Annotated in this window: 22 protein-coding genes and 1 pseudogene; 13 read left to right on the plus strand and 10 right to left on the minus strand. The window is 62.9% G+C overall.

Annotated features, from left to right (window positions below):
• Positions 1–266: 266 nt before the first annotated feature.
• From U0034_RS24505 to U0034_RS24535, 7 genes are read left to right on the plus strand one after another with little or no spacing between them, the layout of a single operon-like run.
• Positions 267–1,349: an ABC transporter ATP-binding protein gene (locus tag U0034_RS24505; RefSeq protein WP_085229057.1), complete on the plus strand. Its 1,083-nt coding sequence runs from the start codon at positions 267–269 to the stop codon at positions 1,347–1,349.
• Positions 1,350–2,345, plus strand: coding sequence for an ABC transporter permease (locus tag U0034_RS24510; RefSeq protein WP_085229058.1), 996 nt, complete (start codon positions 1,350–1,352; stop codon positions 2,343–2,345).
• Positions 2,342–3,136 carry an ABC transporter permease gene (locus tag U0034_RS24515; protein WP_085229059.1) on the plus strand — a complete coding sequence of 265 codons (795 nt, stop codon included), beginning with the start codon at positions 2,342–2,344 and terminating at the stop codon, positions 3,134–3,136. The genes U0034_RS24510 and U0034_RS24515 overlap by 4 nt, the downstream gene beginning before the upstream one ends.
• A complete protein-coding gene (locus tag U0034_RS24520) occupies positions 3,136–3,486 on the plus strand; it encodes a (2Fe-2S)-binding protein (RefSeq protein WP_085229060.1) in 351 nt (116 codons plus the stop codon). The genes U0034_RS24515 and U0034_RS24520 overlap by 1 nt, the downstream gene beginning before the upstream one ends.
• Positions 3,483–4,922 (plus strand): FAD/NAD(P)-dependent oxidoreductase, encoded by a 1,440-nt coding sequence (locus U0034_RS24525; RefSeq protein WP_085229061.1) that lies wholly within the window; start codon positions 3,483–3,485, stop codon positions 4,920–4,922. Before U0034_RS24520 ends, U0034_RS24525 begins: the two co-directional genes overlap by 4 nt.
• Positions 4,915–6,081, plus strand: a complete 1,167-nt coding sequence (locus tag U0034_RS24530; RefSeq protein ID WP_085229062.1) for an NAD(P)/FAD-dependent oxidoreductase — start codon at positions 4,915–4,917, stop codon at positions 6,079–6,081. Before U0034_RS24525 ends, U0034_RS24530 begins: the two co-directional genes overlap by 8 nt.
• Positions 6,078–7,124 (plus strand): ABC transporter substrate-binding protein, encoded by a 1,047-nt coding sequence (locus tag U0034_RS24535; protein ID WP_085229063.1) that lies wholly within the window; start codon positions 6,078–6,080, stop codon positions 7,122–7,124. The genes U0034_RS24530 and U0034_RS24535 overlap by 4 nt, the downstream gene beginning before the upstream one ends.
• A gap of 104 nt (positions 7,125–7,228) precedes the next feature.
• Here U0034_RS24535 and trhA read toward each other — a convergent pair whose 3' ends face one another.
• The 6 genes from trhA to U0034_RS24565 form a co-directional block, all read right to left on the minus strand.
• Positions 7,229–7,849, minus strand: coding sequence for a PAQR family membrane homeostasis protein TrhA (gene trhA / locus U0034_RS24540; protein WP_085229064.1), 621 nt, complete (start codon positions 7,847–7,849; stop codon positions 7,229–7,231).
• Positions 7,850–8,052: 203 nt separating this feature from the next.
• On the minus strand, positions 8,053–8,736 hold the full coding sequence (locus U0034_RS24545; RefSeq protein ID WP_085229065.1) for a hypothetical protein: 684 nt from the start codon (positions 8,734–8,736) through the stop codon (positions 8,053–8,055).
• A gap of 34 nt (positions 8,737–8,770) precedes the next feature.
• Complete coding sequence (locus tag U0034_RS24550; protein WP_233211940.1) at positions 8,771–10,174, minus strand: hypothetical protein; 1,404 nt, start codon at positions 10,172–10,174, stop codon at positions 8,771–8,773.
• A gap of 478 nt (positions 10,175–10,652) precedes the next feature.
• Positions 10,653–10,937, minus strand: coding sequence for a PAAR domain-containing protein (locus U0034_RS24555; protein ID WP_254902572.1), 285 nt, complete (start codon positions 10,935–10,937; stop codon positions 10,653–10,655).
• A gap of 38 nt (positions 10,938–10,975) precedes the next feature.
• Positions 10,976–12,643 carry a tetratricopeptide repeat protein gene (locus tag U0034_RS24560; RefSeq protein ID WP_386092448.1) on the minus strand — a complete coding sequence of 556 codons (1,668 nt, stop codon included), beginning with the start codon at positions 12,641–12,643 and terminating at the stop codon, positions 10,976–10,978.
• Between the two features lie 300 nt (positions 12,644–12,943).
• Positions 12,944–14,064, minus strand: a protein-coding gene (locus U0034_RS24565) for an IS3 family transposase (protein ID WP_102623166.1) whose coding sequence is annotated in 2 segments (ribosomal slippage) — positions 12,944–13,806 and positions 13,806–14,064 — 1,122 coding nt in all. Because the reading frame shifts where the segments join, the coding sequence is not laid out codon by codon here.
• Positions 14,065–14,123: 59 nt separating this feature from the next.
• Here U0034_RS24565 and U0034_RS24570 point away from each other — a divergent pair.
• Positions 14,124–14,922, plus strand: a pseudogene (locus U0034_RS24570) (DUF3363 domain-containing protein); the annotation flags it as partial.
• A 389-nt stretch (positions 14,923–15,311) separates the two neighbouring features.
• Here the strand turns inward: U0034_RS24570 and U0034_RS24575 are convergent.
• Positions 15,312–15,725, minus strand: a complete 414-nt coding sequence (locus U0034_RS24575) for a winged helix-turn-helix transcriptional regulator (RefSeq protein ID WP_085230702.1) — start codon at positions 15,723–15,725, stop codon at positions 15,312–15,314.
• A gap of 154 nt (positions 15,726–15,879) precedes the next feature.
• Here U0034_RS24575 and U0034_RS24580 point away from each other — a divergent pair, with 154 nt between their 5' ends.
• The 4 genes from U0034_RS24580 to U0034_RS24595 all read left to right on the plus strand — a co-directional run bounded on the left by U0034_RS24580 (position 15,880) and on the right by U0034_RS24595 (position 19,607).
• The gene (locus U0034_RS24580; RefSeq protein WP_085230701.1) at positions 15,880–16,728 is read left to right on the plus strand and encodes an NAD(P)H-binding protein; all 849 of its coding nucleotides are present in this window, start codon (positions 15,880–15,882) and stop codon (positions 16,726–16,728) included.
• Between the two features lie 108 nt (positions 16,729–16,836).
• Entirely contained in the window at positions 16,837–17,685 is an 849-nt protein-coding gene (locus U0034_RS24585) for an NAD(P)H-binding protein (RefSeq protein ID WP_085230700.1), read from the plus strand.
• Between the two features lie 10 nt (positions 17,686–17,695).
• Positions 17,696–18,424 carry a DsbA family oxidoreductase gene (locus U0034_RS24590; protein WP_085230699.1) on the plus strand — a complete coding sequence of 243 codons (729 nt, stop codon included), beginning with the start codon at positions 17,696–17,698 and terminating at the stop codon, positions 18,422–18,424.
• A 187-nt stretch (positions 18,425–18,611) separates the two neighbouring features.
• Positions 18,612–19,607 (plus strand): LysR family transcriptional regulator, encoded by a 996-nt coding sequence (locus U0034_RS24595; RefSeq protein WP_269149711.1) that lies wholly within the window; start codon positions 18,612–18,614, stop codon positions 19,605–19,607.
• On the opposite strand, the gene U0034_RS24600 is transcribed toward U0034_RS24595, so the two are convergent.
• Positions 19,597–20,727: an alpha/beta fold hydrolase gene (locus U0034_RS24600; protein WP_085230698.1), complete on the minus strand. Its 1,131-nt coding sequence runs from the start codon at positions 20,725–20,727 to the stop codon at positions 19,597–19,599. The genes U0034_RS24595 and U0034_RS24600 overlap by 11 nt on opposite strands.
• Positions 20,728–20,982: 255 nt before the next feature.
• Between U0034_RS24600 and U0034_RS24605 the strand changes: the two genes are divergently transcribed.
• Positions 20,983–21,564 (plus strand): TetR/AcrR family transcriptional regulator, encoded by a 582-nt coding sequence (locus tag U0034_RS24605; RefSeq protein ID WP_085230697.1) that lies wholly within the window; start codon positions 20,983–20,985, stop codon positions 21,562–21,564.
• Between the two features lie 154 nt (positions 21,565–21,718).
• Here the strand turns inward: U0034_RS24605 and tnpC are convergent, their stop codons facing one another.
• Positions 21,719–23,296 (minus strand): IS66 family transposase, encoded by a 1,578-nt coding sequence (tnpC, locus tag U0034_RS24610; protein ID WP_085230696.1) that lies wholly within the window; start codon positions 23,294–23,296, stop codon positions 21,719–21,721.
• An 89-nt stretch (positions 23,297–23,385) separates the two neighbouring features.
• Positions 23,386–23,739 (minus strand): IS66 family insertion sequence element accessory protein TnpB, encoded by a 354-nt coding sequence (gene tnpB / locus U0034_RS24615; RefSeq protein ID WP_158243585.1) that lies wholly within the window; start codon positions 23,737–23,739, stop codon positions 23,386–23,388.
• Positions 23,740–23,788: the final 49 nt, after the last annotated feature.

Raw genomic sequence — 23,788 nt, forward strand, 5'->3', positions numbered from 1 at the left:
CGGAATACGGCAACCGCCATTGTCGCCTCGGCAAAATTCGGGTGGCATTCGGGTGAGCACGGGATTGACGGGCGCATTTCATGGCTTGCCCGTGCCCGACCATCGGAACGATTCGATACCCTTCCGGATATTCATTCCGTTCAATGGAATTTTTTCGAAATTCATCCCATTGGGCAGAATTCGAAATTGACGCCCCGAAATATGGCTGGCTAGAGTCCGGCTCAGTGACGCACCGGCCCATGCGGTGTGCGAACCCCGAGGCTCCCATGTCGTTTCTCACGCTCACGGATCTGACGAAATCGTTCGGCGAACTCGTTGCGGTTGCCGACGTCAACCTGTCGGTCGAAAAAGGCGAATTCGTGTCGCTGCTCGGGCCGTCGGGTTGCGGCAAGACGACGACGCTGCAGATGATCGCCGGCTTTCTCGACGTCACACACGGGCGCATTACCCTTGACGGGCGGGATATCACGCACGTGAAGCCAAACCGCCGCGGGCTCGGCATCGTGTTCCAGAGCTACGCGCTCTTTCCGCACATGAGCGTGGCCGAGAACGTCGGCTTCGGACTCGACATGCGCGGCGTCGAGAAGGCCGAGCGCGCCGAGCGCATCGGCGCGGCCTTGTCGCTCGTACGCCTCGATACGCTCGCACACCGTTTCCCGCGCGAATTGTCGGGTGGCCAGCGCCAGCGTGTCGCCATCGCGCGCGCCGTCGTCATCGAGCCGCCTGTGCTGTTGCTCGACGAACCGATGTCGAATCTCGACGCCAAACTGCGCGAGGAGATGCAGTTCGAGCTGCGCGCGATCCAGCGCAAGATCGGCACCACCACGATCATGGTCACGCACGATCAGTCGGAGGCGCTGTCTATCAGCGACCGCGTCGTTGTCATGGATTCGGGCCGCATTACGCAGATCGATACGCCCTACCATGCGTACGAACGCCCCGAAAACCATTTCGTGTCGCAGTTCATCGGCAAGGCGAATCTGCTGCCAGGCACCGTCGTCGCGCACGACGGCGAGGCGATCCGCATCGATCTCGGTCACGATCTGGCCGAAACGGGCCGCACCGCCCACCTGCCGCCGCGCGAGCGCGACATACGCATCGGCGAGCGCGTGTCGCTGTGCATCCGCCCAGAGAAGCTGCGGCTGTGCGCGCCCGGCGCGGGCCGCCTCGCCGCCACCGTCACGAGCCGCTTTTTCCTCGGCAGCCAATGGCTCTACCGCGTGGACAGCGCGCTCGGCGAAGTGCTCGTGTGCTGCCAGAACGAAGGCACGGAGCCGCTCGCGGAGGGCGCGCCGGTAAGCGTCGACTGGCACAGCGACGCGGTGCGCGTGATGCGTCGGGAGGCCTGAATGGCTCAGCCTTCCCGTCCGCTGCCGGCCGAAGGCGCGGCAGCCGGCCTCGCACAGCCGAAAACCGATACGGCCGAGGAGAACGCCCAGGGCATCGCCGTCGCCCGGGTGCCGCGCGTATCGATGCGTGCCACGTGGTCCGCTTATGCACCGCTATGGTTGATGTGCGCACCCGCATTCGCGCTCTTCGCGGCACTCGTGCTCGTGCCGCTTGCGATGACGTTCCTGCTCGCGCTTTATCGGTTCGATCCGGCCACGGGCCCGATTGCCGCGCTCCAGTTCGGCAACTACGCGGAAGTGCTCGGCTCCTCCTACTTCCATACGATCTTTGCCCGCACATTCGGCATCGCCGCCCTGACCACCGCGATCTGCGTCGCGATCGGTACGCCGGAAGCCTACGTGCTCGCGCGGATGCGCGACCCCTGGCGCTCGCTCTTTCTGCTCGCGATCCTGGCGCCGCTGCTCGTATCGGTGGTCGTACGCGCCTTCGGATGGAGCATGCTGCTCAACACGAATGGGCTCGTGAATCACGCGCTGAGCGTGATCGGCCTCGGCCCATACAAGCTCGAATACACCACGTTCGCAATCGTGATCGCACTCGTGCACGTCATGCTGCCGTTCATGGTGATCCCGGTATGGACCGCGCTGCAGCGGCTCGATCCACAAACCGAGCACGCGGCGCTCTCGCTCGGCGCGTCCCCATTCACGACGCTGCGCCGCATCGTGCTGCCGCAGCTCGCGCCGGGCGTACTGTCCGGCAGCCTGATGGTATTCGGGCTCTCCGCAAGCGCGTTCGCGATTCCCGGGCTGCTCGGCGGCCGCCGGCTCAAGGTCGCGGCCACGGCCGTCTACGACGAGTTCCTCGGCTCGCTCAACTGGCCGCTCGGCGCGGCGATCGCGATGCTGCTGTTGGTCGCGAACCTTGCGATCATGCTCACGTATTACCGCGTGCTCGAACGCCGCTACGCGCGCAGCCTCGGAGGCGCATCCCGATGAGAAAAAACGGCCCGTTCGCGCTCGCGTTCCACACGCTCGTGATGCTTTTCGTGCTGGCGCCGCTCGCCATCGTCGTGCTCGTTGCGTTCACGCCCGACGAAACGCTGACGCTGCCGGCGCACGGTCTCTCGCTGCGCTGGTTCCGCGCGATTCTCGACTATCCCGACTTCGTCACCGCATTCGGCAACAGCGTGAAGCTCGCGTTCGCTTCGGCCACGCTGTCGCTCGCGATCGCGCTGCCTGCCGGTCTCGCGATCGGCCGCGCGACGTTTCCGGGCCGCGCATTCCTGAACGCGCTGCTGCTCTCGCCGCTCGTGATTCCGGGCCTCGTGCTCGGCATCGCGCTGTTGCGCTTCTTCGCCCTGATCGGCGCAACCGGCTCGTTTTCGTGGCTCGTGCTCGCACACATGATCATCATCACGCCGTTCGTCATGCGGCTCGTGCTTGCATCCGTCACCGGCCTCGATCGCAGTGTCGAGCAGGCCGCATGCTCGCTCGGCGCAGATGCGTGGACCACGTTTCGCCGCGTCACGCTGCCGATGATTCTGCCCGGCATCACGGGCGGCTGGCTGCTCGCATTCATCAACAGCTTCGACGAGTTGACGATGTCGATTTTCATCACGTCGCCGCAGACGGTCACGCTGCCCGTGCGCATGTACATGTATGCGACCGAGTCGATCGATCCGATGATGGCGTCGGTATCGGCGCTCGTCATCTTCATCACGGCCGGCGCGATGCTGCTGCTCGATCGCGTGTACGGCCTCAACCGCATCCTGATCGGCCAACATTGATGACGACGACACCCGTTTTTCGTCCAGCCGCCACCGCGATCGACGATGCTCAGTTCGTACGCCTGGCCGAATGCGACCGCCCGAGCGTTGCCTTCTCGCTCGACGGCCGGCCCGCGCAGGCACTCGCTGGCGATACCGTGCTGACGGCGATCCTCCTCGCCCAGCGCCGCGTGCGCACGAGCGAATTCGGCGGGAGGCCGCGCGCCGGCTTCTGCCTGATCGGCGCATGCCAGGACTGCTGGGTACGCACGGAAGACGGCGCCCGCGTGCGCGCCTGTTCCACGCCGATCGCGGACGGCATGCGGATCCTGACCGACGCGCCCGGGGCAACCAGCGGGGGCGTGCGATGAACGGCACGCTCAAGCCCGTGATCGTCGGCGCTGGGCCGGCCGGCGTGCGGGCGGCGGAAGCGCTCGTCGACGCGGGGCTGCGCCCGGTCGTGATCGACGAGAACGCCCGCTGGGGCGGGCAAATCTATCGGCAGCCGCCAGCCGACGGCGGCTTTGTGCGCGGCAAAGCCGCGCTCTATGGCTTCGAGGCCGCGAAGGCCGACGCTGTGCATCGGACGATGGCCGCCTTGCTGCCGCACATCGATTACCGGCCGAACACGCTCGCATGGGCCTGCGGCGCGGGGCGGCTCGACACGCTGCAAGACGGCCGCGAGGCAACCGTGCCGTTCTCGCATCTGATCATCGCCAGCGGCGCGACCGATCGCGTGCTGCCCGTGCCGGGCTGGACGCTCCCGGGCGTCTACACGCTGGGCGGCGCGCAAGTGGCACTCAAGGCCCAGGGCTGCGCGATCGGCCACCGTGTGGTGTTCGCCGGCACAGGCCCCCTGCTGTACCTCGTGGCCTATCAATATGCGAAGGCAGGCGCGCTGGTCGCGGCCGTGCTCGATACGAGCGCATTAAGGCAGCAGGCCACCGCCGCGCCCGCGCTGCTGCGGGTGCCGTCGACGTTCGCCAAAGGTCTTTACTACATCGGCTGGCTGCGCGCGCATGGCGTCAGGATCGAGACGGGCGTCATGCTCGAGCGCGTGCTCGGCGAGCGGCACGTGAGCGGCCTCGTGTGGCGGCCGGCCGCCGCCAACAGCGATACGCCGCGAGGCACGCTCGAGTGCGACGCGCTGGGCCTCGGCTTCGGCCTGCGTTCGGAAACGCAACTGGCCGATCTGGCCGGCTGCCGCTTTCGCTTCGATCCGCTGAACCGCGCCTGGCTGCCCGAGCGCGACACGGCCGGCCGCACGTCGGTGCGTGGCATCTATGTCGCCGGAGACGGCGCCGGCATCGCGGGCGCCGATGCGGCCGAAGCGTCCGGGCGCCGAGCGGCGCTCGCGCTGCTCGGCGATGCCGGCGTCGCATCGCCCGCGCCCGCCGGCAAGCCCGATGCAGCCGCGCTCGAACGCACGCTCGCGCGGCTCGGCGCATTCCGCGCCGGCCTGGAAGCTGCGTTCGCGCCGCCAGTCGGGCAGGTGACACACTGCCCCGACGAGACGATCGTCTGCCGTTGCGAGGAAGTCGATGCCGGCACCTTGCGCCGCTGCATCCGGAGCGGACAGGCAACGGAACTCAACCGGCTGAAGGCACTGACGCGCGTGGGAATGGGGCGCTGCCAGGGCCGCATGTGCGGCGACGCGGCCGCGCTCGTGCTCGCCGCCGAGACGGGGCGGCCGCTCGCCGACGTGGGCCGGCTGCGCGCGCAGCCGCCCGTGAAGCCGTTTCCGATTGCGGCCGCGCTCGCGGGCGACGAAGTCGCGGCGATTCCCGACGAGGCTCGCGATGAATGAGGGCCGCCATTACGATGTTGCGATCGTCGGTGGCGGGCTCGTTGGCGCATCGGCCGCGCTGGCCCTCGCGCGGCGCGGCTTGCGCGTGGGACTGTTCGAGCGGCGCGATTGCGGCGCACAGGCAAGCGGCGTGAACTACGGGGGCGTGCGCTGCCAGGGACGCCCGGCCGAACAGCTGCCACTCGCGCTGCGCGCGCGCCGGATCTGGGACCGCCTGCCCGAGCTGATCGGAACCGACGGCGAATTCGTCGTATCGGGCCACCTGAGGCTTGCGCGCAGCGACGCCGACCTCGATGCGCTCCACGACTACGCCGTGCTCGCCGGCGAACACGGACTGCCGCTGCAGGTCATGAGCGGCAGCACCTTTCGCGCGCGCTATCCGTGGCTCGGCCGCGCGGCGCTCGGCGGCTCGCTTTGCGCGACCGACGGCCATGCGAACCCGCGCCTCGTGTCGCCCGCGTTCGCGCGCGCGGCCCGCACAGCGGGTGCGGACATCTTCGAACACACCGACGTAAAAGATGTTCGCCACGACGGCGAACGCTTTTATCTGCGCGCCGCGGACCGTACGAGCACCGCCTCGTGGTTGATCAACTCGGCCGGCGCATGGGCGAACACGATCGCCGGGCGCTTCGGCGAAGCGGTACCGATGCAGCCGATTTATCCAAACATGTGGGTGACCGAGCCGCTGCCTCCGTTCATTACGCACAATCTGGGCGTGTACGGCGGCGGGGTGTACGCACGGCAGGTCGCGCGCGGCAACTGCGTGATCGGCGGCGGACGCGGCCAGGGCGACGGCGAATTCGCACAACCCTCCGTCGACACCACCCGTGCGGTAATGCGCGATGCCTGCGCCCTGCTGCCCGCACTACGCGACGCGCTGCTGATTCGCACCTGGAGCGGCGTGGAAGGCTGCACGCCCGACCACAACCCGATTATCGGCGCGAGCCGTACGACGCCGCGCCTGCTGCATGCGTTCGGTTTTTCCGGCGGCGGCTTCCTGCTCGCGCCGGGTGTTGGCGAAGTCCTTGCAGACCTCGTCACGGCCGGCGAAACGGCGACGCCGCTCGACGCATTCTCGATCGGCCGGTTCATCGGCCGTCCCGTGGTGCCGCAGGCCGCACCGGCTGCCCCTTTCCCTCAAGAGGAGACCCCTCGATGAAACTGCTCGGAACGATCGCGGCGGCCGCCGCATTCTGTGTCGCGGGCGCGAGTGCCCCCGCGTTCGCGCAAACGAAGACGATCTACATCGGCATGAACGGCGGGCCGATGGAAAAGGCCTACACGAGCCAGGTCCTGCCCGACTTCGAGAAGGCGAACGGCGTGAAGGTGGTCGTCGTGCCCGGCACCTCGTCGGACGTGCTGGCTAAACTGCTGGCGAACCGCAACAAGCCACAGATCCACGTTGCGTTCCTCGACGACGGCGTGATGGCGCGCGCGGTCAGCCTGGGCGTGTGCCAGAAGCTCGACGATTCGCCTGTACTCAAGGAACTGTATCCGTTCGCGCGGATGAAGGACGACATGGGCGCGGGCGTGCAGTTGGGGATGACCGGCATCGCTTACAACAAGAAACTGTTCACCGAGAAGGGCTGGGCAGCGCCGACGTCGTGGATGGATTTCGCGGACCCGAAGTACAAGGGCAAGGTCGTGTTCCAATCGGCGTCCAGCAGCACGTTCGGGTTGCATGGCTTTCTTGCCATCAACCGATTGCTGGGCGGCAGCGAACAGAACGTCGAACCGGCGTTCAGCAAATGGGCCACCACGGTGGGGCCGAACGTCGTCGAATACATTCCGAATTCGGCGAAGATCTCCGAAATGGTTCAGACAGGCGAGGCCGGGCTCTTTCCGCTGACGCCGACCGCGGTGAGCGACTTGCAGGACAAGGGTATTCCTGTCGCCTATGCGAACCCGAAGGAAGGGCCTGTGCTGCTGCTCGTGGACTTGTGCGTGGTTGCGAACAATCCCGATCCGCAACTGGCGCAAAAACTCGCGCAGTTTCTGCTTTCCGCGCCGGCACAGGCCAAGGCGGCCGAGGCCGGCAAACAGATCCCGACGAATCGTCAGGCCAGGATGCCGCCTGCGATGCAGCAAAGCCTCGGCAATATCGACGATCTCGTCCGCAAGGCCACGGTGGTGGATTGGACTGCGATCAACGCACGGCGCGCGCAGTGGGACACGCGCTGGAACCGGCAGATCGAGCAGTAAGGCTGCGTGACACGCGTGGCAGCGGGCCTGACGCCAGGGCGGAGGGCCGCCCGTTCAGATGCCTCGGCCTGGGCACGGCCCGAACTGCCGCGCGGCGGCCTGCGTCATGCGACGTAGCGCGCGACGCTGACGAACTGGCAAAGGCTGCCTGCCAACACGAACAAATGCCAGATGCCGTGGCCGTGGCGGATGCGCTCGTCATTGAGGAAAAAATAGATCCCGGCGCTATAGACGATGCCGCCGGTCACGAGCCAGGCGGTCCCGCCGGGCGGCAACGCGTGAGTCAGCGGCCCGATGGCGATAAGCGCGAGCCACCCCATTACGACGTATAGCGTCATCGACAAAATACGTGTGCGCCGGCCCAGCGTCAGCTCTTGAGCGATGCCGAGTGCCGCGAGCCCCCAGCTCGCGCCAAACAGCGACCAGCCCCAGGGGCCGCGCAGCGTGACGAGCGTGAAAGGGGTGTAGCTGCCGGCGATCAAGAGGTAGATCGCCGAGTGGTCGCACTTCTGCAGAATGGCTTTGAGGCGCTCGCCGCGCACGCTGTGGTAAAGCGTGGATATGGCGTACAGGACGATCAGCATTGCGCCATAGACGCTGAAGCTCACGACCTTGTAAGCGTCGCCGTCGAGCGCACCCAGCGTCACGAGCGTGACCAGCCCCGCCACCGACAATACGGCGCCAACGAGATGGCTGATGCTGTTGAAACGCTCGCCGACGTGCACGTCGCTCTTCCTTTTTGCAGTTTCTTGAACGGAGTGCTCACATGATACCGACTGCCGCGCGGGAGAAGAAGTAACTTGCTGTCACGTGCGGCTCGATTTGTATCCGATTCTTGCTTCGGATGCGTGTTTCGACCGCTCTCCTTCATCCGGCGCGCAGAGGCGGCCGCTTCGTTTTGTCGCAGGGGCAGGCATAGGCGGGCCGCTCATCGGCGCCGTTGCCGATCCTCCAACGTAGCGCGGCAGCGACCATACTCCGCTACGTACATCGCGATACCTTGAACGTTCTCCTGGAAAACCGTGATCTCCTCATCGCTCAGAACAGGCTGTGAGGCTTGCTCTTCCTTACGTGTGCGCGCCACTGCAACGAGCGTCAGCGCAGCCATCGTGCTCGTAAAATCGTTCAGCAGCCTGCTCGTACGCCACAGTTGCTCGGTGGCCGAAAGCAGCCCTTGTTGAGCTTCGGTAAAGCGCTTCATCTCGGCAGCTAAATCACGCACGCTGTTGTGCACGTTCCAAAGGGGGTAAAACCGATCACCAAACAAGGCTTCCATACGCGCCGGATCGTGCGTTTCGAAAATATGCGGGTCCTCGCGGGCAAAGAATGCCGCCTTTTCAGGCGGCACTGGGGGGATGCGGTTGCCGAGGTCGTTCAGCGACTCCTCTGCTTCGGAGAGATTGGTTTTGACTTTCTCATCGCATGGCTTATATGGCCTCATTCCGAATGGATCATCGCCTGTCGGCTTGCAGAACGCGGTTGGCGATACCGATAATAGGCCCGCAACCACGACCGCCAGCGCGCCGATGGCAACCTGCTTTTGCCGCCATCGCTTTCGTTGCTTGCGCTGCGCCGGAAGGGAGGCCGGTAAGCCTGCATCGGTCGAGTACATGACGAATCTGCTCCTGACGTCGCAACGAGTGTGATTAAAGCCCCAATCGGTCCGACCGCACGATGGTGGGCCCGATAAAAACGAGCTTGCGCAACGACGCATTCGGTCCGTGCGGCTGCATTTTGAAATGCGGGCGCCGCCAGTGGCCACGAACTTCTCGATGCTCAGTGCAATCTGGCGGCAACAATGCGACAGGGGCCATATCGAGAATCGCGGGCCCGACGATGTGCTTGTCGTACAGCATGTCTATCTCTGCCAGCCGCTCCACGCGCCGGCGTTTTCCCAATCCATTGAAATCGCGCGGCGCGCTCGAATAGGCACGATCGTGCACGACCTGTGCATCGCGTGCGTTCAGATATAGCAGCATCTTGAGGGCGTAGTCGAGTGCGTTGCGCCAAATCTCCTTCGCCTGCTCGTTTTCAGAACTCGCGCTGCCGAACTCTTCATCGATCAGCTGACGGAGTGTCTTATCCGGCTCGCCGGTCGGCAAATTGAGTGCCTCCATATAAAGTTCACTGTTTTCGTCGAACGCCCCCATCCAGGCTACGAAGCTTATCGACTGCGCATATCGGAAAATTCCGATCGCTTCGACACCCTTCGGACGCCCCCATCGGCCCGGCTCTGGAATGATGCACAGCGTCTCCACGGGCAAACTCAGCATGCCGATAGGCACGTCGTCGGCAATGTACGCGGCATCGAGCAGCCGGTGCAGCGGCGGCGTCGGCTCATAAAAGATACCGCTGCGAACCTCGAATGCCAGCCACACAGCGCTGTACGACGCAGCGGTTGCAATTTGAAAAGCGGAAAAACCTTCGGCTCCGATTGGCAACAAGTCTTTCGCCTGTAGTTGAACCCGCCTCATCATGCGCGGAATGGGCATCGCCTTCAGCGTTTCCGTCATCGGCTGCGACGGAAGCAGCGCATCGACCGCTTCGCGCCATGCGTGCCACGCCGCCATCGCTCCGGTCACACGGTACCGAACCAGTCCCGGCAGTCGCGCGAGCCGCTGTGCGCTCGCCGCTCGAGTCGGGAACATCGCATCGATAAGGCAATGTCTGACCTTGGACCATCGTCTATCGTGGAGTTCTTCGGCCGTCATGGAGCGCTCTATCAGCGGGCGCTGCCGACGCTGGCGCGTGTAGGCTGTCACTGTGGACGGCTCGTGCGTCACGACAACATCCATCGCCCCTGGAGCGATGACGGTCCGCGCGTCCCAGCCGATCTCGATCCATAGGTCGGCCAGCCGCATCGTCACGCCGGCCGGTGGTGCGAGCATCTGTAGCCACTCCGTCAACTTCGGCGCAATGAGTGCCCAAACGTCTGCGGCCAGCGATTCTGCCTCTCCTCCGTGCTGCGGCCGCAATCCGCCACTGCTGATCAACATCGTGACGCCCGGAACCAAGCCGCTGCATCGGACCGGCTTGCCCTTGAGCGCCATCGAGGCAACGATGGCCGTCGAGAAAATGTCGCGTGTTGCGGGGTTCTCGTTGCCGGGAATGACGAAGCGTGCTCCTTCGTGGAAATCGCTCAACCGTGTTCTCCTCCTGGGATGGTTGGCCTCTTAGTGTGGCTCGCCGGGCGGGAGCCGATGCGTTTCCCCGCTGTAGTGCCCGATCGCTGCGCGTTAACGCATAGTCGTGGCCGTTATGTCGTTGTTTTGTTTTCGTCGTGGCGCTATATGCAAGAGGCAGACAAAGTCTCGCCTTACAGGTTTGCACCCCGCTGCGGTCTCGGTCGTGCAGTCACGGCCTTCGCTTCGTCGATCAGCGTTTTGACATTGCCGTTCCATTCCGGTAAGGGCACGGGGCTAGCGGCAAAGCCTTCGAGCCGCGAACAGCATCGCAATCGCGACGAACAACGACTTGCCGGCCCAAGTCATCATTTGAGCCCTCATCAGATGGCGAAAAGATGCGCCTTCATCCCATGGAAATCGTAGATCCCCGGCTCACCAGCGTGCACCCACATGTCACGCGGTGTCCGTGCAACGCTACCGGGCTGCCGCTGAGCATGCTTGCTTCATCGCCCTCCGCGATGGTCTGCTGGCCGTGCTCTTTGCATTCCACTGTGTCGCCCTTGCGCGCGATGGGCTTGCCGTCGACGATGTCTTCTTTCGATCCCGTCGTAACGGTCCCCCCATGCGGTGCCAGCGTGTCACCTACGACAATAACCTGACGAGACAATACGTTCTCCTTTACGGTCATGTTTCCCTGATGCTGGCAGCAATCGAGCGTCGCAGGAACTACAGCCGGATATTTAGGACACCCGGCGTACCCGTTTCCTCGTTCGGGCTACCCAGGTAGGTCCATCGGATGTCCGTCACGCCAATATCGATGAACCGTGCGGCAGGGTTTGGAAACGCCGCATCCTTTTCGACGAAAGCCTGCTGGTCCCACCGGTTGTATAGCCCAGCAAGAGGATGATCGTCTACGACGCGACCCTCCCATATTCCAATTTTCGGGCAAAGCTGCCCGCCGTTGCATTGAATCCGCGAACTTGGCTTCGCGACTTCACGCAGCAGTCCGACGTTGACCATATGGGTCACAAAGTCCGCTCGTTGCGGAGGCAATGCATACGCCTCACCGAGATAGTGCCACTGCACCCGCTCGGCTGGCAGCCAGTCGTGTTTCGATGGTTCGAAGCGCTCTCCAGCCGCGTACCACTCGGGAACATTATGGCGGGCGGGCAGCAATTGCGACTTCGGCAGCGACTCTGCGCCGTACAGTGCAAGCCAGTACCCGTCTTGCGGCACGAGTTGGTCGCCTGCGACTTTACCAGCACTTTGTCCTAGCGGTGCCACGGCATAGCCTTGTGGGATACGCTCGCGCTCATTTAACGATTCCCCCTGTTGCGACCTCTGGGACGATGGCGTCACAGCCTTTGCACCATCCACCAGCGTCCTCCCATTACCATCCCATTTGGGTAACGGAGCGGGCGGTAGCGGCAGGACCTTGTCTAGATTGGGTAACTTTAAACGACCACCGTAGAATTCGAGTGCGTCGCCAAGTTTGCTGTACCGCTCCGCACGAGCCTTGTCGAGGTGGCCTACGATATTGCGGCCATTCGTGAGGTTCATACCATTAAACTCGGAATATAGCGTGTTTGCACATTTTGCACTGCCGAGTTTTACCCCCTCATGAAACACCCTTAAGGCCCGGAGCTTGGATTCAGGCGTGGTGCCCTTGTAGAGGTATCCCAACGCTTCCGCAGCATCTCCATACCCCTGTGCCAATGCGCACTGCAGCATTTCAGTTGCTACGGGAACATTGCTCCAAAATCCCTGGCTGGGATCGTCATAGGTCGCAGCAAGTTTGTCGCCGAGAAAAGTCATGGCCGCTGGGCTACCCAGCTCGGCCGCGCGTTGGAAGAACGCATAAGCACTTGTGGCGCCCCCTCCCTTGACAAGCCCGTTCTGGTGGTAGACACCCATCACGTCATATGCATCCGGCACCTTCAATTTCATCGCCTTTTCCACCCAGCGAATCGCCACCTCAGGATCGTGTTCTGGAACCGCGTAGTCACTGAGGATCAACGACGCGAGGTTGAGCATCGCCCTCCAATGGTTACGCTCCGCAGCTTGCGTATAGAGCTGATAGATCTTCGGGTAGTCGCGTTTCTGATAGAAGATATCCGGATCGTCGAGTGCCAGCGCCTGCTGAAACCATTGCTCCGCTTGCGGGTCGACGGCAGGGACGTGCTGATCTTGATAGACGCAGGTAAACGCCTTGCGATGAGGGTTGAACGGCGGCAACTTCTCGTAGCGCGGCAGCTCGGACATACTGTTACTCAGCTTGTTGGTCAAAGTGGTAAACGAAACGGCCTGCGAACCGGCTGGCGGTACAAGACCCACAACTAACAGTCGCAAAACCAGGGTGATCAGTGCTGCGTGAAAGCCATGCTTGTCAGGCATAGTCAGTGTTCCCTGAGGATGGAATGGTCACCGAGGCATGCATTGCCTCCGTGGAACGATGATCCTCGAATGGCAAAAGAAATCCTGTCATTGGTTGCCCCTTCTTCATCTGTGTAAAGTTGTCTCTCATACGAGAGATCCAATCCTTAAACACATTCGGCAAATCGGCGGCACGCCCGCTACCAAGCGCCCCCCCTCCAGAGTTCAGACCAAATACCCTCTCTCGAAGCTCGGCCACAGATCCAACCCCGGTTGACCTGCCCCCTTCGGTAGGGCCAACCGGCTTCTAGCAAAGTCCCTTTAAACCAGCTCCTGGAAAGTGGCAGGAGCATCCGCTGTTGCCCGATGTTTCGCCGCGAACTCTGCTGGCGAAAGATAATTCAATGCGCTGTGGGGCCGGTCCTCGTTGTAGTCCTGACGCCACGCCGCGATGACCGCTCGGGCATGTGCAAGGCTCTTGAACCAATGCTCGTTAAGGCATTCGTCGCGGAACTTGCCGTTGAACGATTCGATGTACGCATTCTGCGTCGGCTTGCCCGGTTGAATCAATTTCAACGTAACGCCACTGGCGTAGGCCCATTGGTCAAGCGCCCGGCTCGTAAATTCCGGTCCCTGGTCCGTTCGCAGCGCTTTGGGATAGCCCCGGAAACGTGCTGCCCGGTCTAACGCTCGTGCGACGTACAAGCCGGACATGCCGTGGTCCACGACGATATCAACAGACTCCTTGGTGAAGTCATCGACGATAGTCAGGCACTTCAGACGCCGCCCGTTCGACAGCGCATCCATCACGAAATCGATTGACCAAACCTCATTGGGACCGCCCGGCAAAGCCAACTGCTCACGTTCAATCATGACGCCGTGGCGCCGACGACGGCGTCGCACGGCCAGCCCAGCCTCACGGTAAAGGCGATGCACGCGCTTGTGGTTCGCGTGAATGCCCTCGCGCTCCACGAGTGCATGCAGCCGCCGGTAGCCGAACCGCCGGCGCTCATGCGCCAGTTCCACCAGGCGCGCCGTTAGCGCTTCGTTCTCGTGGTCCGGTTTCGACTCGTAATGCAACACGCTGCGAGACAGCCCAACAAGCCGGCAGACACGGCGCTCCGAGATGTCGACCTTCTCCCGAATCGCCGCCACTGCCTCGCGCTTGGCTTGTGGGCTCAGGGCTTTCCCTTGACGACCACCTTCAGCGCTTCCATGTCGAGCATCGCTTCGGCCAGTAGCTTCTTCAGCCGCGCGTTCTCGACTTCCAGGTCCTTCAACCGGCGCGCTTCCGGCACCTCCATGCCGCCGAACTTCGCGCGCCACGTGTAGAACGACGCGTCACTGAAGCCGTGCTTCCTGCACAGCTCCTTCACCGGCATGCCGGCCTCGGCTTCCTTCAGAAACCCGATGATTTGTTCTTCCGTAAAGCGCTTCTTCATGTTCGTCTTCCTCTCCGAAAACGAACTTTACTAGGTTCCGACTGGCCCGGTTTGATGGGGGCAGGTCAGTGGAAGTTAAAGGCGCGGCCGACGTGCGCGCTGCCGACCGCAACATCGCCGCGCTGGCCGTCGATGGCGTGTACCGCACCGATCATCCCCCTGGCCGTCGCCCAAGGCCAAGCGGTGCCCGACCGCGACCTGCGCGAGGTAGTGGCCGCGTATGTGCGCCGGCTCGAAGCCCTGCGCCGCGCCGGTATCGTGGAGTGAGAAAGCCGAAGGCGTCTGGCGTGTCCCTGGTGACCTGGCCGAACGAGGCCGCCAGTACGACGCGCAACGTCTCGGCGGCGGCGTGGCGTTGGAACTGAAATCGCACCTGCCCATCGAGCGGCAGGTCCACGTCATCGGCGCCACCTGGCTCGACCAGCAGTTGATCGCCGGCGGCAAGGAGTTGGGCAATCTGGGCTTTGGGGCCGAGGTCCAGAACGCGCTAAGCGAGCGCGCGGACTTCTTGGCCGGACAAGGACTGGCCGAGCGTCGCGGGCAGCGTGTCGACCTCGCCCGCAACCTGCTGGCGACGCTGCGCGGGCGGGAGGTGGCACAGGCTGCGAAGGACATCGCCATAGAAACCGGCCTGGGACATCGGCCGGTGGCCGACGGGCAGCGCATGGCCGGCATCTACCGACGCAGCGTCATGCACGCCAGTGGGCGCCACGCCATGCTCGATGACGGCAACACGGATTTTCGCTCGTGCCGTGGAAGCCATTATTCGAGCAGCGGCTGGGACAGCAGCTGGCTGCGACTGTGCGTGGCGGCGTGTCTTGGGAATCGGGTCGGCAGCGCGGCCCTTCCGTTGGGTAACAGATTCTCATGCTGCCAGGCGTTGTCACTGGCCCTCTCGTCGGAAAGCTTATTGCATGTTTCGGCGTGCGCCGAGTTTGTCTGTTGGGCTATCGGGCCAATGCGTCGGTTATTCGCTTCTGGCGCTCAATCCCGGATCGCTTGCCATTGGGTATCTGGGCGCGGAACGGGAGTCGCTGCCGCCTTGGCGCCGCTGGATCTCCGATTCGAACTCGACACCTTCGGATCACGTCTAACTGATGCCAGCTTGGGACTCATCGCATTTGTGCTGGCAAGCGTTGTAGTCCCGAGCTTCACACGCAGCACGCGCGCAGCGGCAAGCTGTCGACCAGAATGGAATGTCTTCAAGCCAAGCGCCTTGGCTGATGCCTCATAGCTCCAAGTGGGTGCTATCGGTTCTGTTCGGTTGTTTGCTGTGCGTCGAATACTGAGCGCGCAGCTTCAATTTCTGGCTGGTGTGACTGTACCCATCGAACCAGCATGCACAGCGGGTCGATCAGCGAGTGTCCCAAGGGCGTCAGCTCGTATTCCACCTTCGGAGGAATCGTTAGAAAGGCTCGACGAACGACCAGGCCATCACGCTCAAGACCGCGCAGCGTCAAAGTCAGCATGCGGTGCGAAACGCCAATGATGGCCCGCTTCATCGCGTTGAAGCGCATCGGGCCATTTGCCAGGGCGCCAATCACCATGATGGCCCACTTATCGCCCACGCGGTCGAGGATCTGGATGATCGCGCGACACGACGCCTGGCCTGCCTCCCCAAGCTCCGTGATCGTTGGTTGCTTCGTCGGTCCCGTGCCCATTGTTCCTACCTATTAAAAGCGAGCAGCACGCAGTCCGGCTACCGCATTAAAGGAACATGGATGTTCCTGGAGAACATCCGCGTGCGTTCTTGTGCCGTCGAGTTTACAGGAACAAAATGTTCTCTATGAATATTTATAACTCGGAAGGTGCTAAATGAAAGTCGGTGTCAGTGGCGCGAGCGGTCAGCTCGGCAAAGCAATCGTTCAGGATCTCATCGCCAGCCACGCCGGGCACGGCGTCGTCGGCATCACGCGCAACACGGAAAACATCCCGGCCCCGGCGGAAAGCCGGTTTGGCGACTACGATCAGCCGGCCAGCCTTGCAGCGGCCTATCAGGGTCTCGACGCCGTCGTCCTCATCCCAAGCGTTGATGTCATGCCCGGCGCGCGGGCCAAGCAATTCGTGGCGGCGATCGACGCCGCCGTCGAAGCGGGCGTGAAGCACATCGTCCTGGTGTCGAACGCGGGCACCAAGGACCTTCCTGTGCCGTCGATGCACGTTGATTTCTGGGTTGCCGAACAGCACCTGATCCGTGCTGATGCAGCTTGGACCATTCTGCGCATGAACCTCTACGCGGAGGTCGTCGCCCAGGAGGCGCAAATGCTGATCGCCAGCGGCGCGCTGATCGGCCTTGGCGAGGAGTCGGCTGGCTTTGTGGCGCGCGAGGACCTGGCGGCCGCCACGGCTGCCGTGCTGGTCAGCGGCAGACATGCGGGTGCGATCTACGACATTACCGGGCCCGAGCGTCTCACCGGCGCGGAGAAAGCGGCGATCGTTGCCGAGGTCACCGGCAAGCCACTCGGCTTCGCGGTTGTCACCGAGGACCAGTTTCGTGGCGGCATGGCGCAAGCGGGTCTTCCCGGGCCGATCGTGGACTTCCTCGTCCAGGTCAAGCAGGGTATGGTCGGGCACGCCTACGACATCGTCACCGGCCATTTTGAACTGATCACTGGCCGCAAGCCCCGCCCGCTGCGCGACGTCATCGTCGCCGCTTTCTCGTGAGGGCAAGGAACATGGATGTTCCTGGAGAACATCCGCGTGCGTTCTTGTGCCGCAGAATTTACAGGAACAAATGTTCTCGATGAACGTTTCTAACTCGGAAGGTGCCAAATGAAAATCGGTGTCAGTGGTGCGAGCGGCCAGCTCGGCAAAGCAATCGTTCAGGATCTGATCGCCAGCCACGCTGGTCACGGCGTCGTCGGCATCTCGCGCAGCCTGGGAAACATCCATGCCCCGGCGGAAGGCCGGTTCGGCGACTACGATCAGCCGGCCAGCCTTGCAGCGGCCTATCAGGGTCTCGACGCGGTCGTCCTCATCCCGAGCGACAATATCGAGCCCGGCGCGCGGGTGAAGCAGTTTGTGACGGCGATCGACGCCGCCGTCGAGGCGGGCGTGAAGCACATCGTTCTCGTGTCGGTGGCGGGTACGAAGGACCTCGCCGCGCCGTCGATGTACGTCGAGTTCTGGGGGGCCGAGCAGCACCTGATGAGCGCTGCGGCAAGCTGGACCATCCTGCGCATGAACCTCTACGCGGAGGTCGTCGTCCAGGAGGCGCAGATGTTGATGGCCAGCGGCGCGCTGATCGGCCTCGGTGAGGAATCGGTCGGCTATGTGGCGCGCGAGGACCTGGCGTCCGCCGCTGCCGCCGTGCTGGTCAGCGGCAGCCATGCGGGTGCGATCTACGAGATCACCGGGCCCGAGCGTCTCGCCGGCGCGGAGAAAGCGGCCATCGTCGCCGAGGTCACCGGCAAGCCGCTCGGCTTCGCGGTTGTCACCGAGGACCAGTTTCGAGGCGGCATGGCGCAAGCGGGTCTTCCCGGGCGGGTCGTGGACCTGGTCGTCCAGATCAAGAAGGGCATGGTCGGGCACGCCTACGACATCGTCACCGGCCATTTCGAGCTGATCAGCGGGCGCAAGCCGCGGCCTCTGCGCGACGTAATCGTCGCCGCCTTTTCGTGAGGACCGCGCCATGCTGGACAAGGACCAAACCATGACGGATGCGCTGACGGTCGAAATCTGGCACGACGTGATCTGCCCGATCTGTCCCATCGGCGTCCGCCGCTTCCGCAAGGCCCTCGACCAGTTCGATGGCCGTGACCGGGTCAAAGTCGTCTACCGCTCGTATCGGCTGATGCGTAACGTCGTGCCGCACAGCGTGGACGAGCACATCGCCCACAAGTTCGGCCGAGGTCAGAAAGCCGCGCCGATCCTGAAGCAGGTCTCGCAGGTCGCCGCCCAGGAGGGCATAACCTACGATCTCGAGAATACGCTGGCGGGCGATACGCTGGATGCCCATCGGCTCCTTTATCTGGCTGGTGCTGACGGCAAGCAGAAGGCGTTGATCGAGCGTTTCCATCGGGGCTACTTCTCCGAGCACGCCAACCTGTTCGATCCGGACGCGCTCCTGCGCCTCGCGGTCGAGGCCGGGCTCGACGAACCGAGCGTTGCGGACGTCCTCGACGGCGACCGCTTCACAGCCAATGTTGAGGCGGACCAGGCCGAAGCGCATGCGCGCGGCATCCGGAGCGTGCCGCACTTCCTGATTGATCGCCGCATCTCCGTCAGCGGGGGGCAGGCGCCGGAAGATTTCCTCGCGGCGCTGAATAGCACGTGGACATCGCGGCCGCCACTGGAAGGTAACTCGTCCGCCGAACTCTCATGCGGCGACGACGGCTGCTACGCCCCGATCAGATCCTGACGACCGATTCGAATCCGCAGAGCGACGCGGACTGCCCTTCTTCCGCGCATTCTCAGCCAACCGAGAACCACTTCGACCTGGCTCTTGTGTTCTCTGCAAGTCCAATGCGCGCGAGGCGCCGATGGACCATTCCTCAATTGCGCAGTTCCGATTTGCCAAGCGGAAATGATTATTCGGTGGAGTGTGTATGGAGCTACGTCATCTTCGGTGCTTTATCGCAGTGGCAGAGGAGCTTCATTTCGCGCGCGCGGCCGAGCGACTGCATATCGAGCAGTCGCCACTGTCGCGCGCGATCAAGGAGTTGGAAGAAGAACTGGGAACACGGCTCTTCGTGCGCACTACACGCAGCACTCGCTTGACTCGCGCAGGTCAGTTGTTCTCGGAGAATGTGGCGTGTGTCTTTACTGCCCTGCAGCAGGCCGACAGCGTGCAAACTACGACCCATGGCTACCACGGTCAGTTGCGAGTCGCGTTATCTGATGGCATCCCGTCATCGCAATTCTCGACCTTTCTCGCGCTGTGTCGCCAAGAGGAACCCGAGATCGAGATACGCCTGTTCGAGGTTCCCTTGGCGCAACAGATCAAGGGGTTACACGATGACCTGTATGACGTAGGCTTCGCGCGGTCGGATGAAGCCGGCGATGGAGTCGTTGCTGAGGCGGTGTCGAACGAGCCCTTGATGGTTGCCGTGCCCGCTCGACATCCTCTGCTGACACACAAGCGGATTCCGTTAAAAGAGGTGTTGCGCTATCCGTTGGTTCTCAAGGATCTTCATGACTGCGAGGGCTACGCGCGGCAGATCGAGCGTGTGCTGCGACGGGTCGATCAAAAGCCGTTGATTGTGGAGCGTGTTGCGTCCAACGACCTGATGCTTGCGCTAGTTGCGGCCGGCTATCAAGTACGCCTTGGCTCGCCTTGGTTCGACTTTCTTGGCACACACAGGTCTATCACCCCTGGGGCTTGTTTGAGTGGTGGTTTTCCTTTGATGCCTACGCGCCGCGCATCTTCGATACGGCATCCGCAGTTTCCTCATCGCACAGTCGATCAAGCAGATCGACAAGCTGCCAATACAGCCACCGACTCGGGCGACTTGCCGCGCAGGAAGAGATCCGTCGTGGCCAGCCCGGGCTGGGCGCAAACAATTGCAAGAGCCGCGATAGGCATCCCGCGGCCTAACGGCTAATGTGATCCGCCCCGTCCATCTCCCTGACGAAGGCGACCAGGCGCTCGCTGAGCCTGACCGGCTGCTCCTGCTGGATCCAGTGACCGGCACCGTCAATCAGCTCGATGTCCCTCATTCCCGTCGTCGCCTTCGTCGTCATCATATCGAGCGCGCCCGGCGCCGACCAGGTGCCCCAATCGCTCCTGCCTCCGATGAAAAGTGACGGTACATCGATCGTCCTGCCCGAGAACAGGCGCAACTCAGCGTTTTGGTCAGGATCGGAAAAAACGCGGTACGCCTGCAGCGCGCCCTGGAACCCCGTGCGGTCATACTCCTGCGTGTACACCTCAAGTTCCGGCTCGGTGAGCCATTTGCTGGCCAGCACCTCGGCGGCGGAAGGCTGAAATGGAGCGACCGTCTCCGGCATCGTCTTGCCGAGGTCCATGACGTAATAGGTGGGCATCTGTGCAAGTTCTGCGGCGGTTAGCGCCTTCAACGGATGCGGCTTGTTTCCCGGCCAGTCGGCGCTCTTGACGTAGAAAAATGCACGAAGGAACGCGTGTAAGCCCTGAGGCGGGTGCCACATGTCCTGGTTCGCCTGACGACTGCTCAGATACTGCTGGTAATACTTCCTGGGCGGGTCAAGCGCCGCCAGCGCGGCCGCCAGCTTCTGGTTGCCCGTGTTCGATTGAACCGGCGATACCCCGCTTTCCGCAGTGTTGAACGCAAGCGCCGGCGGACCGGGGAACGGTGCGCTCATCAGCACCACCGAGGGAAAGACGTCAGCTCGCGCTAGCGCGCAATAGGCCGCCACGGGCGAGCCGAGGTCGTGCCCGACGAGCATGGCCGTGCGCCTATACCCCAACGCCAGAATCAGACCGAGGGCGTCACGCGTCATATTCAGGAGGCTGAAGGGCGCCAGCGGGGTGTCATAGTCGTTCACCCAACCGGTCGTGCGGCCAAAACCCCGCTGGTCAGGCGCCACGACATGGTAGCCGGCGTCAGCAAGAATCGGCATCACGTGTCGCCAGCCGTAAGCCAGATCGGGAAAGCCGTGCAGAAGCAGTGCAAGCGGCCGGCCTGCCCTTTCGTAACCGGCCTCGAGAATATGGACATCGAGCCCGTTGACGCCATGGATCATGCGTGAGCGGACCCCATTGGGGAGCGTTCCCTCACCATATGTTGACGTAGTCAAATCGATTCCTCCTGGGGGGTTTGCGCGGGCGGGCCGAATTAAAGAGGCAACCAGGCCGACCGCGCCCATCGCCAGAACGGCTCGTCGGGACATCGATGGCGTCAATGGGTCGGGAGGCATCGCTCGTACCCATAATATGGTGATCGCCATAGTATGGCGATTGACATAGCCGGGTCAAGCTAAACGTGGTACGTTTCTGGTATGACACGCAAGACTGACGCGCGCGCTCGCGCGATCGCCGCGGCCGAACGGCTGTTTCGCATCCAGGGCTACACCGCGACGGGACTGACCCAGATCCTTGAAGAAAGCGGTGCGCCTAAAGGATCGTTTTACTTTCACTTTCCCCGCGGCAAGGCACAACTCGCCGAAGAAGCCATCGACAATTACGTTGCGAACCGGATTGCGGTGCTACGGGACATCTCGGCGAATACGACGGGTGATCCGCTGAAGTTCGTTCGTCAGATTTTTCGGACATTCGCGGCCGAAATGGTCGCCTCTGATTTCCAGTACGGGTGTCTGATGCAAAATCTGGCGAACGAGTTGCCCGCGCTCGATGCTGAACTGACCGAACGGGTAGCGCGCGGATTTGCTGAGTCGACCGGAATTATCAGGGAGCATTTCAGGCAGTGCGGCTTCACTCCCGCGCGCGCGTCCTCTACTGCAACCGCCCTGGTAGCCGCCCTCGAAGGGGCACGGACGATCGCCCGCCTGGAACGCACGCCGGCTGTGTTCGGCGCGCTGGCAAAGGTGAGTGTCCAAAGGTGCGCTGCCCCCTCAAAGTGATCGGGTGCGAGGTTTCCATCGGACGGAACTGACACCGATCATGTGTAAGCGCGCGATCTAGCACACCGAGCTCATAGGGGTGCACGGAGGTTGACGTGCCAGGCGGCGGCGCATCGATCGGCAAGGCGCTTCGAATGCATCGACCAGATCAAGCTTAGCGAGCGGCGGTGGTCAGTTTTGCGAGATTGAACGGCAAGAGGTCGGTCACGTCAGCATCCGGTTCTCGCTTCGGTAGTTCGGTGAGTACGTGCACGAGGTAGGCGTAGGGTTCGACGTTGGAAGCCCTGCAGGTCAGCATAAGACTGTAGATCATGGCGCTTGCCTTCGCGCCGGCAACCGTGTCACTGAACAGCCATGAATTTCTGCCGGTACAGAATGGACGGATGTCTCGCTCGATGACGTTATTGTCGATGGGGGCCAGCCCGTCGCTCACGTAGCGACACAGATACGTCCACTGGTTTCGCGTGTATGGGATTGCCTTGCCCAGCAGACTTTCTGGCAGGACTTGCGGCGCCTGGTCGTCCAGCCACTTTCTGAATGCCTCGAGTAGTGGCACGCTGTGTTGCTGACGCAGGCGGTATGTGTAGTCAGCGCGCGTCTCGCGTTCGGGCAGATCGGCTTTGGTGAGCGTTTCGACCTGATACAGCGCCTTGAAGTATTCCAGCGCCTGCGCGGCACGGCCACCGGGTTTCTTCATGCCCTTGAGCGCTTCAACGAAGGCGCGACGGGCGTGAGCCAGGCAGCCGAAGTGCGTGGGGCCTTCGAGTGTGCGCCAGGCGGCATAGCCATCCGTCATCAGCAGGCCTTGATAGCCCGCGAGGAACGCTTGAGGATATTCCTGCCCGCGCCCCGGCTGGTAGTCGAACAGCACAACCGGCTGCGTGCTGCCGTCGGCACTGCGATACGTCCACATATAGGAGGTGCTCTGCGCACGGCCGGGTTCCTTGAGTACCTGCACCGTTGTCTCGTCACCGTGAATCAGCGGCTGCGACAGCAGTGTCCTGTGTAGAGCCTCATAGAGCCGGCTATAGTGCAGCTCGGCGGCCCGGATGATCCAGTTGGCCACTGTGCCGCGTCCCACTTCAATGTCGGCGCGCCCCAATGCGTTGGCCATCCGGTATAGAGGTGTTCCGTCGACATACTTGCCGGCAGTCACGGTGGCGATCATCGCCGCACTCGCGTTGCTGCCCGGCAATGGCTGCGCCGGCATCGGTGAGGTGATCACCGGCGTGCGTTCGGCGTGGCGCTCGCAGTGCCGGCACGCGTACTTGAAACGTACATGCTGCAGCACCGAGGCCTTTGCCTCGATATGCAGCTGTTCGCTGATCTCTTCACCCATACGGTGAAGCCCGTGTGCGCAGCACGGACATATCTTCTGGTCATCAGGCAGGTCGTATTCGATGCGCTGACGTGGCAGATGGGCCGGTAGCGGTTTGCGCCCAGGACTGCGCCGTGGCGGTTGCGGCGCATCGGGCAGGCCAGTATCGGGCAGTGTGAAGGTGTCGGCAGCGACGTCCGCGTCATGCGCTTCGGTCGCAGCGATCTGCTCTGCCTCGTCGAACACACGATCGCGTAGCTTCTCACTGCTCGGGGCGAAGCGTTGGCTCTGCGCCAGGCGGAACTGCTCCTCTAGTTGGGCAATACGTTCGCCCAGCTGCCGGTTGCGTGACTCCAGTTCACGGATATAGGCCTGGGCGGCGGACGGCAATCGGGAGAAGTCGTCTTCATTCATGCTCCCAGGATAGTCGAATGCCGCGCGCTACAGGTTTACGGAGATTTGTAACAGTCATTCGCGCGCGTTGCTGCCCGGCAAACCGGTCATTAGCTGGCGTGGCGATACCGCCGCGCCGGATGACGGCGCATTGCATCGATGTCTATACCCTCGAGCAGCCAGCGTAGCTGCTCGGTCGTCAGTTCGATCACCGCCTGTTGCCGGCGCGGCCAGATGAAGTGATCTTCTTCCAGACGCCGCACCATCAGCCAGAAACCGTTGCGCTCGTAAAGTAGCAGCTTGATCCGGTTGCGTCTGCGGTTGTGGAAGGCGTACACGGCACGCGCAAACGGGTCCAGTTGCATGGATTGCTCGACCAGCATCACCAGGCTGTTGATGCCTGCCCGGAAGTCGATCGGCTCGCGGTGCAGGAACACCTTCAAATCAGCTTCGAAGCGAAACATCAGCGCCGTCCCAGTGCCGCGATCATGGCGCTCACGAGCGCGGCGTCGC

Origin of the sequence: Trinickia caryophylli, assembly GCF_034424545.1 — a bacterium.
Classification (GTDB): Bacteria; Pseudomonadota; Gammaproteobacteria; order Burkholderiales; family Burkholderiaceae; genus Trinickia; species Trinickia caryophylli.

Bases quoted from the DNA above. Each gene is read 5' to 3' on its own strand.
- U0034_RS24505 (WP_085229057.1), top strand. From the start codon at position 267: ATGTCGTTTCTCACGCTCACGGATCTGACGAAATCGTTCGGCGAACTC.
- U0034_RS24510 (WP_085229058.1), top strand. From the start codon at position 1,350: ATGGCTCAGCCTTCCCGTCCGCTGCCGGCCGAAGGCGCGGCAGCCGGC.
- U0034_RS24515 (WP_085229059.1), top strand. From the start codon at position 2,342: ATGAGAAAAAACGGCCCGTTCGCGCTCGCGTTCCACACGCTCGTGATG.
- U0034_RS24520 (WP_085229060.1), top strand. From the start codon at position 3,136: ATGACGACGACACCCGTTTTTCGTCCAGCCGCCACCGCGATCGACGAT.
- U0034_RS24525 (WP_085229061.1), top strand. From the start codon at position 3,483: ATGAACGGCACGCTCAAGCCCGTGATCGTCGGCGCTGGGCCGGCCGGC.
- U0034_RS24530 (WP_085229062.1), top strand. From the start codon at position 4,915: ATGAATGAGGGCCGCCATTACGATGTTGCGATCGTCGGTGGCGGGCTC.
- U0034_RS24535 (WP_085229063.1), top strand. From the start codon at position 6,078: ATGAAACTGCTCGGAACGATCGCGGCGGCCGCCGCATTCTGTGTCGCG.
- U0034_RS24545 (WP_085229065.1), bottom strand. From the start codon at position 8,736: ATGTACTCGACCGATGCAGGCTTACCGGCCTCCCTTCCGGCGCAGCGC.
- U0034_RS24550 (WP_233211940.1), bottom strand. From the start codon at position 10,174: ATGGCGCTCAAGGGCAAGCCGGTCCGATGCAGCGGCTTGGTTCCGGGC.
- U0034_RS24555 (WP_254902572.1), bottom strand. From the start codon at position 10,937: ATGACCGTAAAGGAGAACGTATTGTCTCGTCAGGTTATTGTCGTAGGT.
- U0034_RS24560 (WP_386092448.1), bottom strand. From the start codon at position 12,643: ATGCCTGACAAGCATGGCTTTCACGCAGCACTGATCACCCTGGTTTTG.
- U0034_RS24575 (WP_085230702.1), bottom strand. From the start codon at position 15,725: ATGGGCACGGGACCGACGAAGCAACCAACGATCACGGAGCTTGGGGAG.
- U0034_RS24580 (WP_085230701.1), top strand. From the start codon at position 15,880: ATGAAAGTCGGTGTCAGTGGCGCGAGCGGTCAGCTCGGCAAAGCAATC.
- U0034_RS24585 (WP_085230700.1), top strand. From the start codon at position 16,837: ATGAAAATCGGTGTCAGTGGTGCGAGCGGCCAGCTCGGCAAAGCAATC.
- U0034_RS24590 (WP_085230699.1), top strand. From the start codon at position 17,696: ATGCTGGACAAGGACCAAACCATGACGGATGCGCTGACGGTCGAAATC.
- U0034_RS24595 (WP_269149711.1), top strand. From the start codon at position 18,612: ATGGAGCTACGTCATCTTCGGTGCTTTATCGCAGTGGCAGAGGAGCTT.
- U0034_RS24600 (WP_085230698.1), bottom strand. From the start codon at position 20,727: ATGATCCATGGCGTCAACGGGCTCGATGTCCATATTCTCGAGGCCGGT.
- U0034_RS24605 (WP_085230697.1), top strand. From the start codon at position 20,983: ATGACACGCAAGACTGACGCGCGCGCTCGCGCGATCGCCGCGGCCGAA.
- tnpC (WP_085230696.1), bottom strand. From the start codon at position 23,296: ATGAATGAAGACGACTTCTCCCGATTGCCGTCCGCCGCCCAGGCCTAT.
- tnpB (WP_158243585.1), bottom strand. From the start codon at position 23,739: ATGTTTCGCTTCGAAGCTGATTTGAAGGTGTTCCTGCACCGCGAGCCG.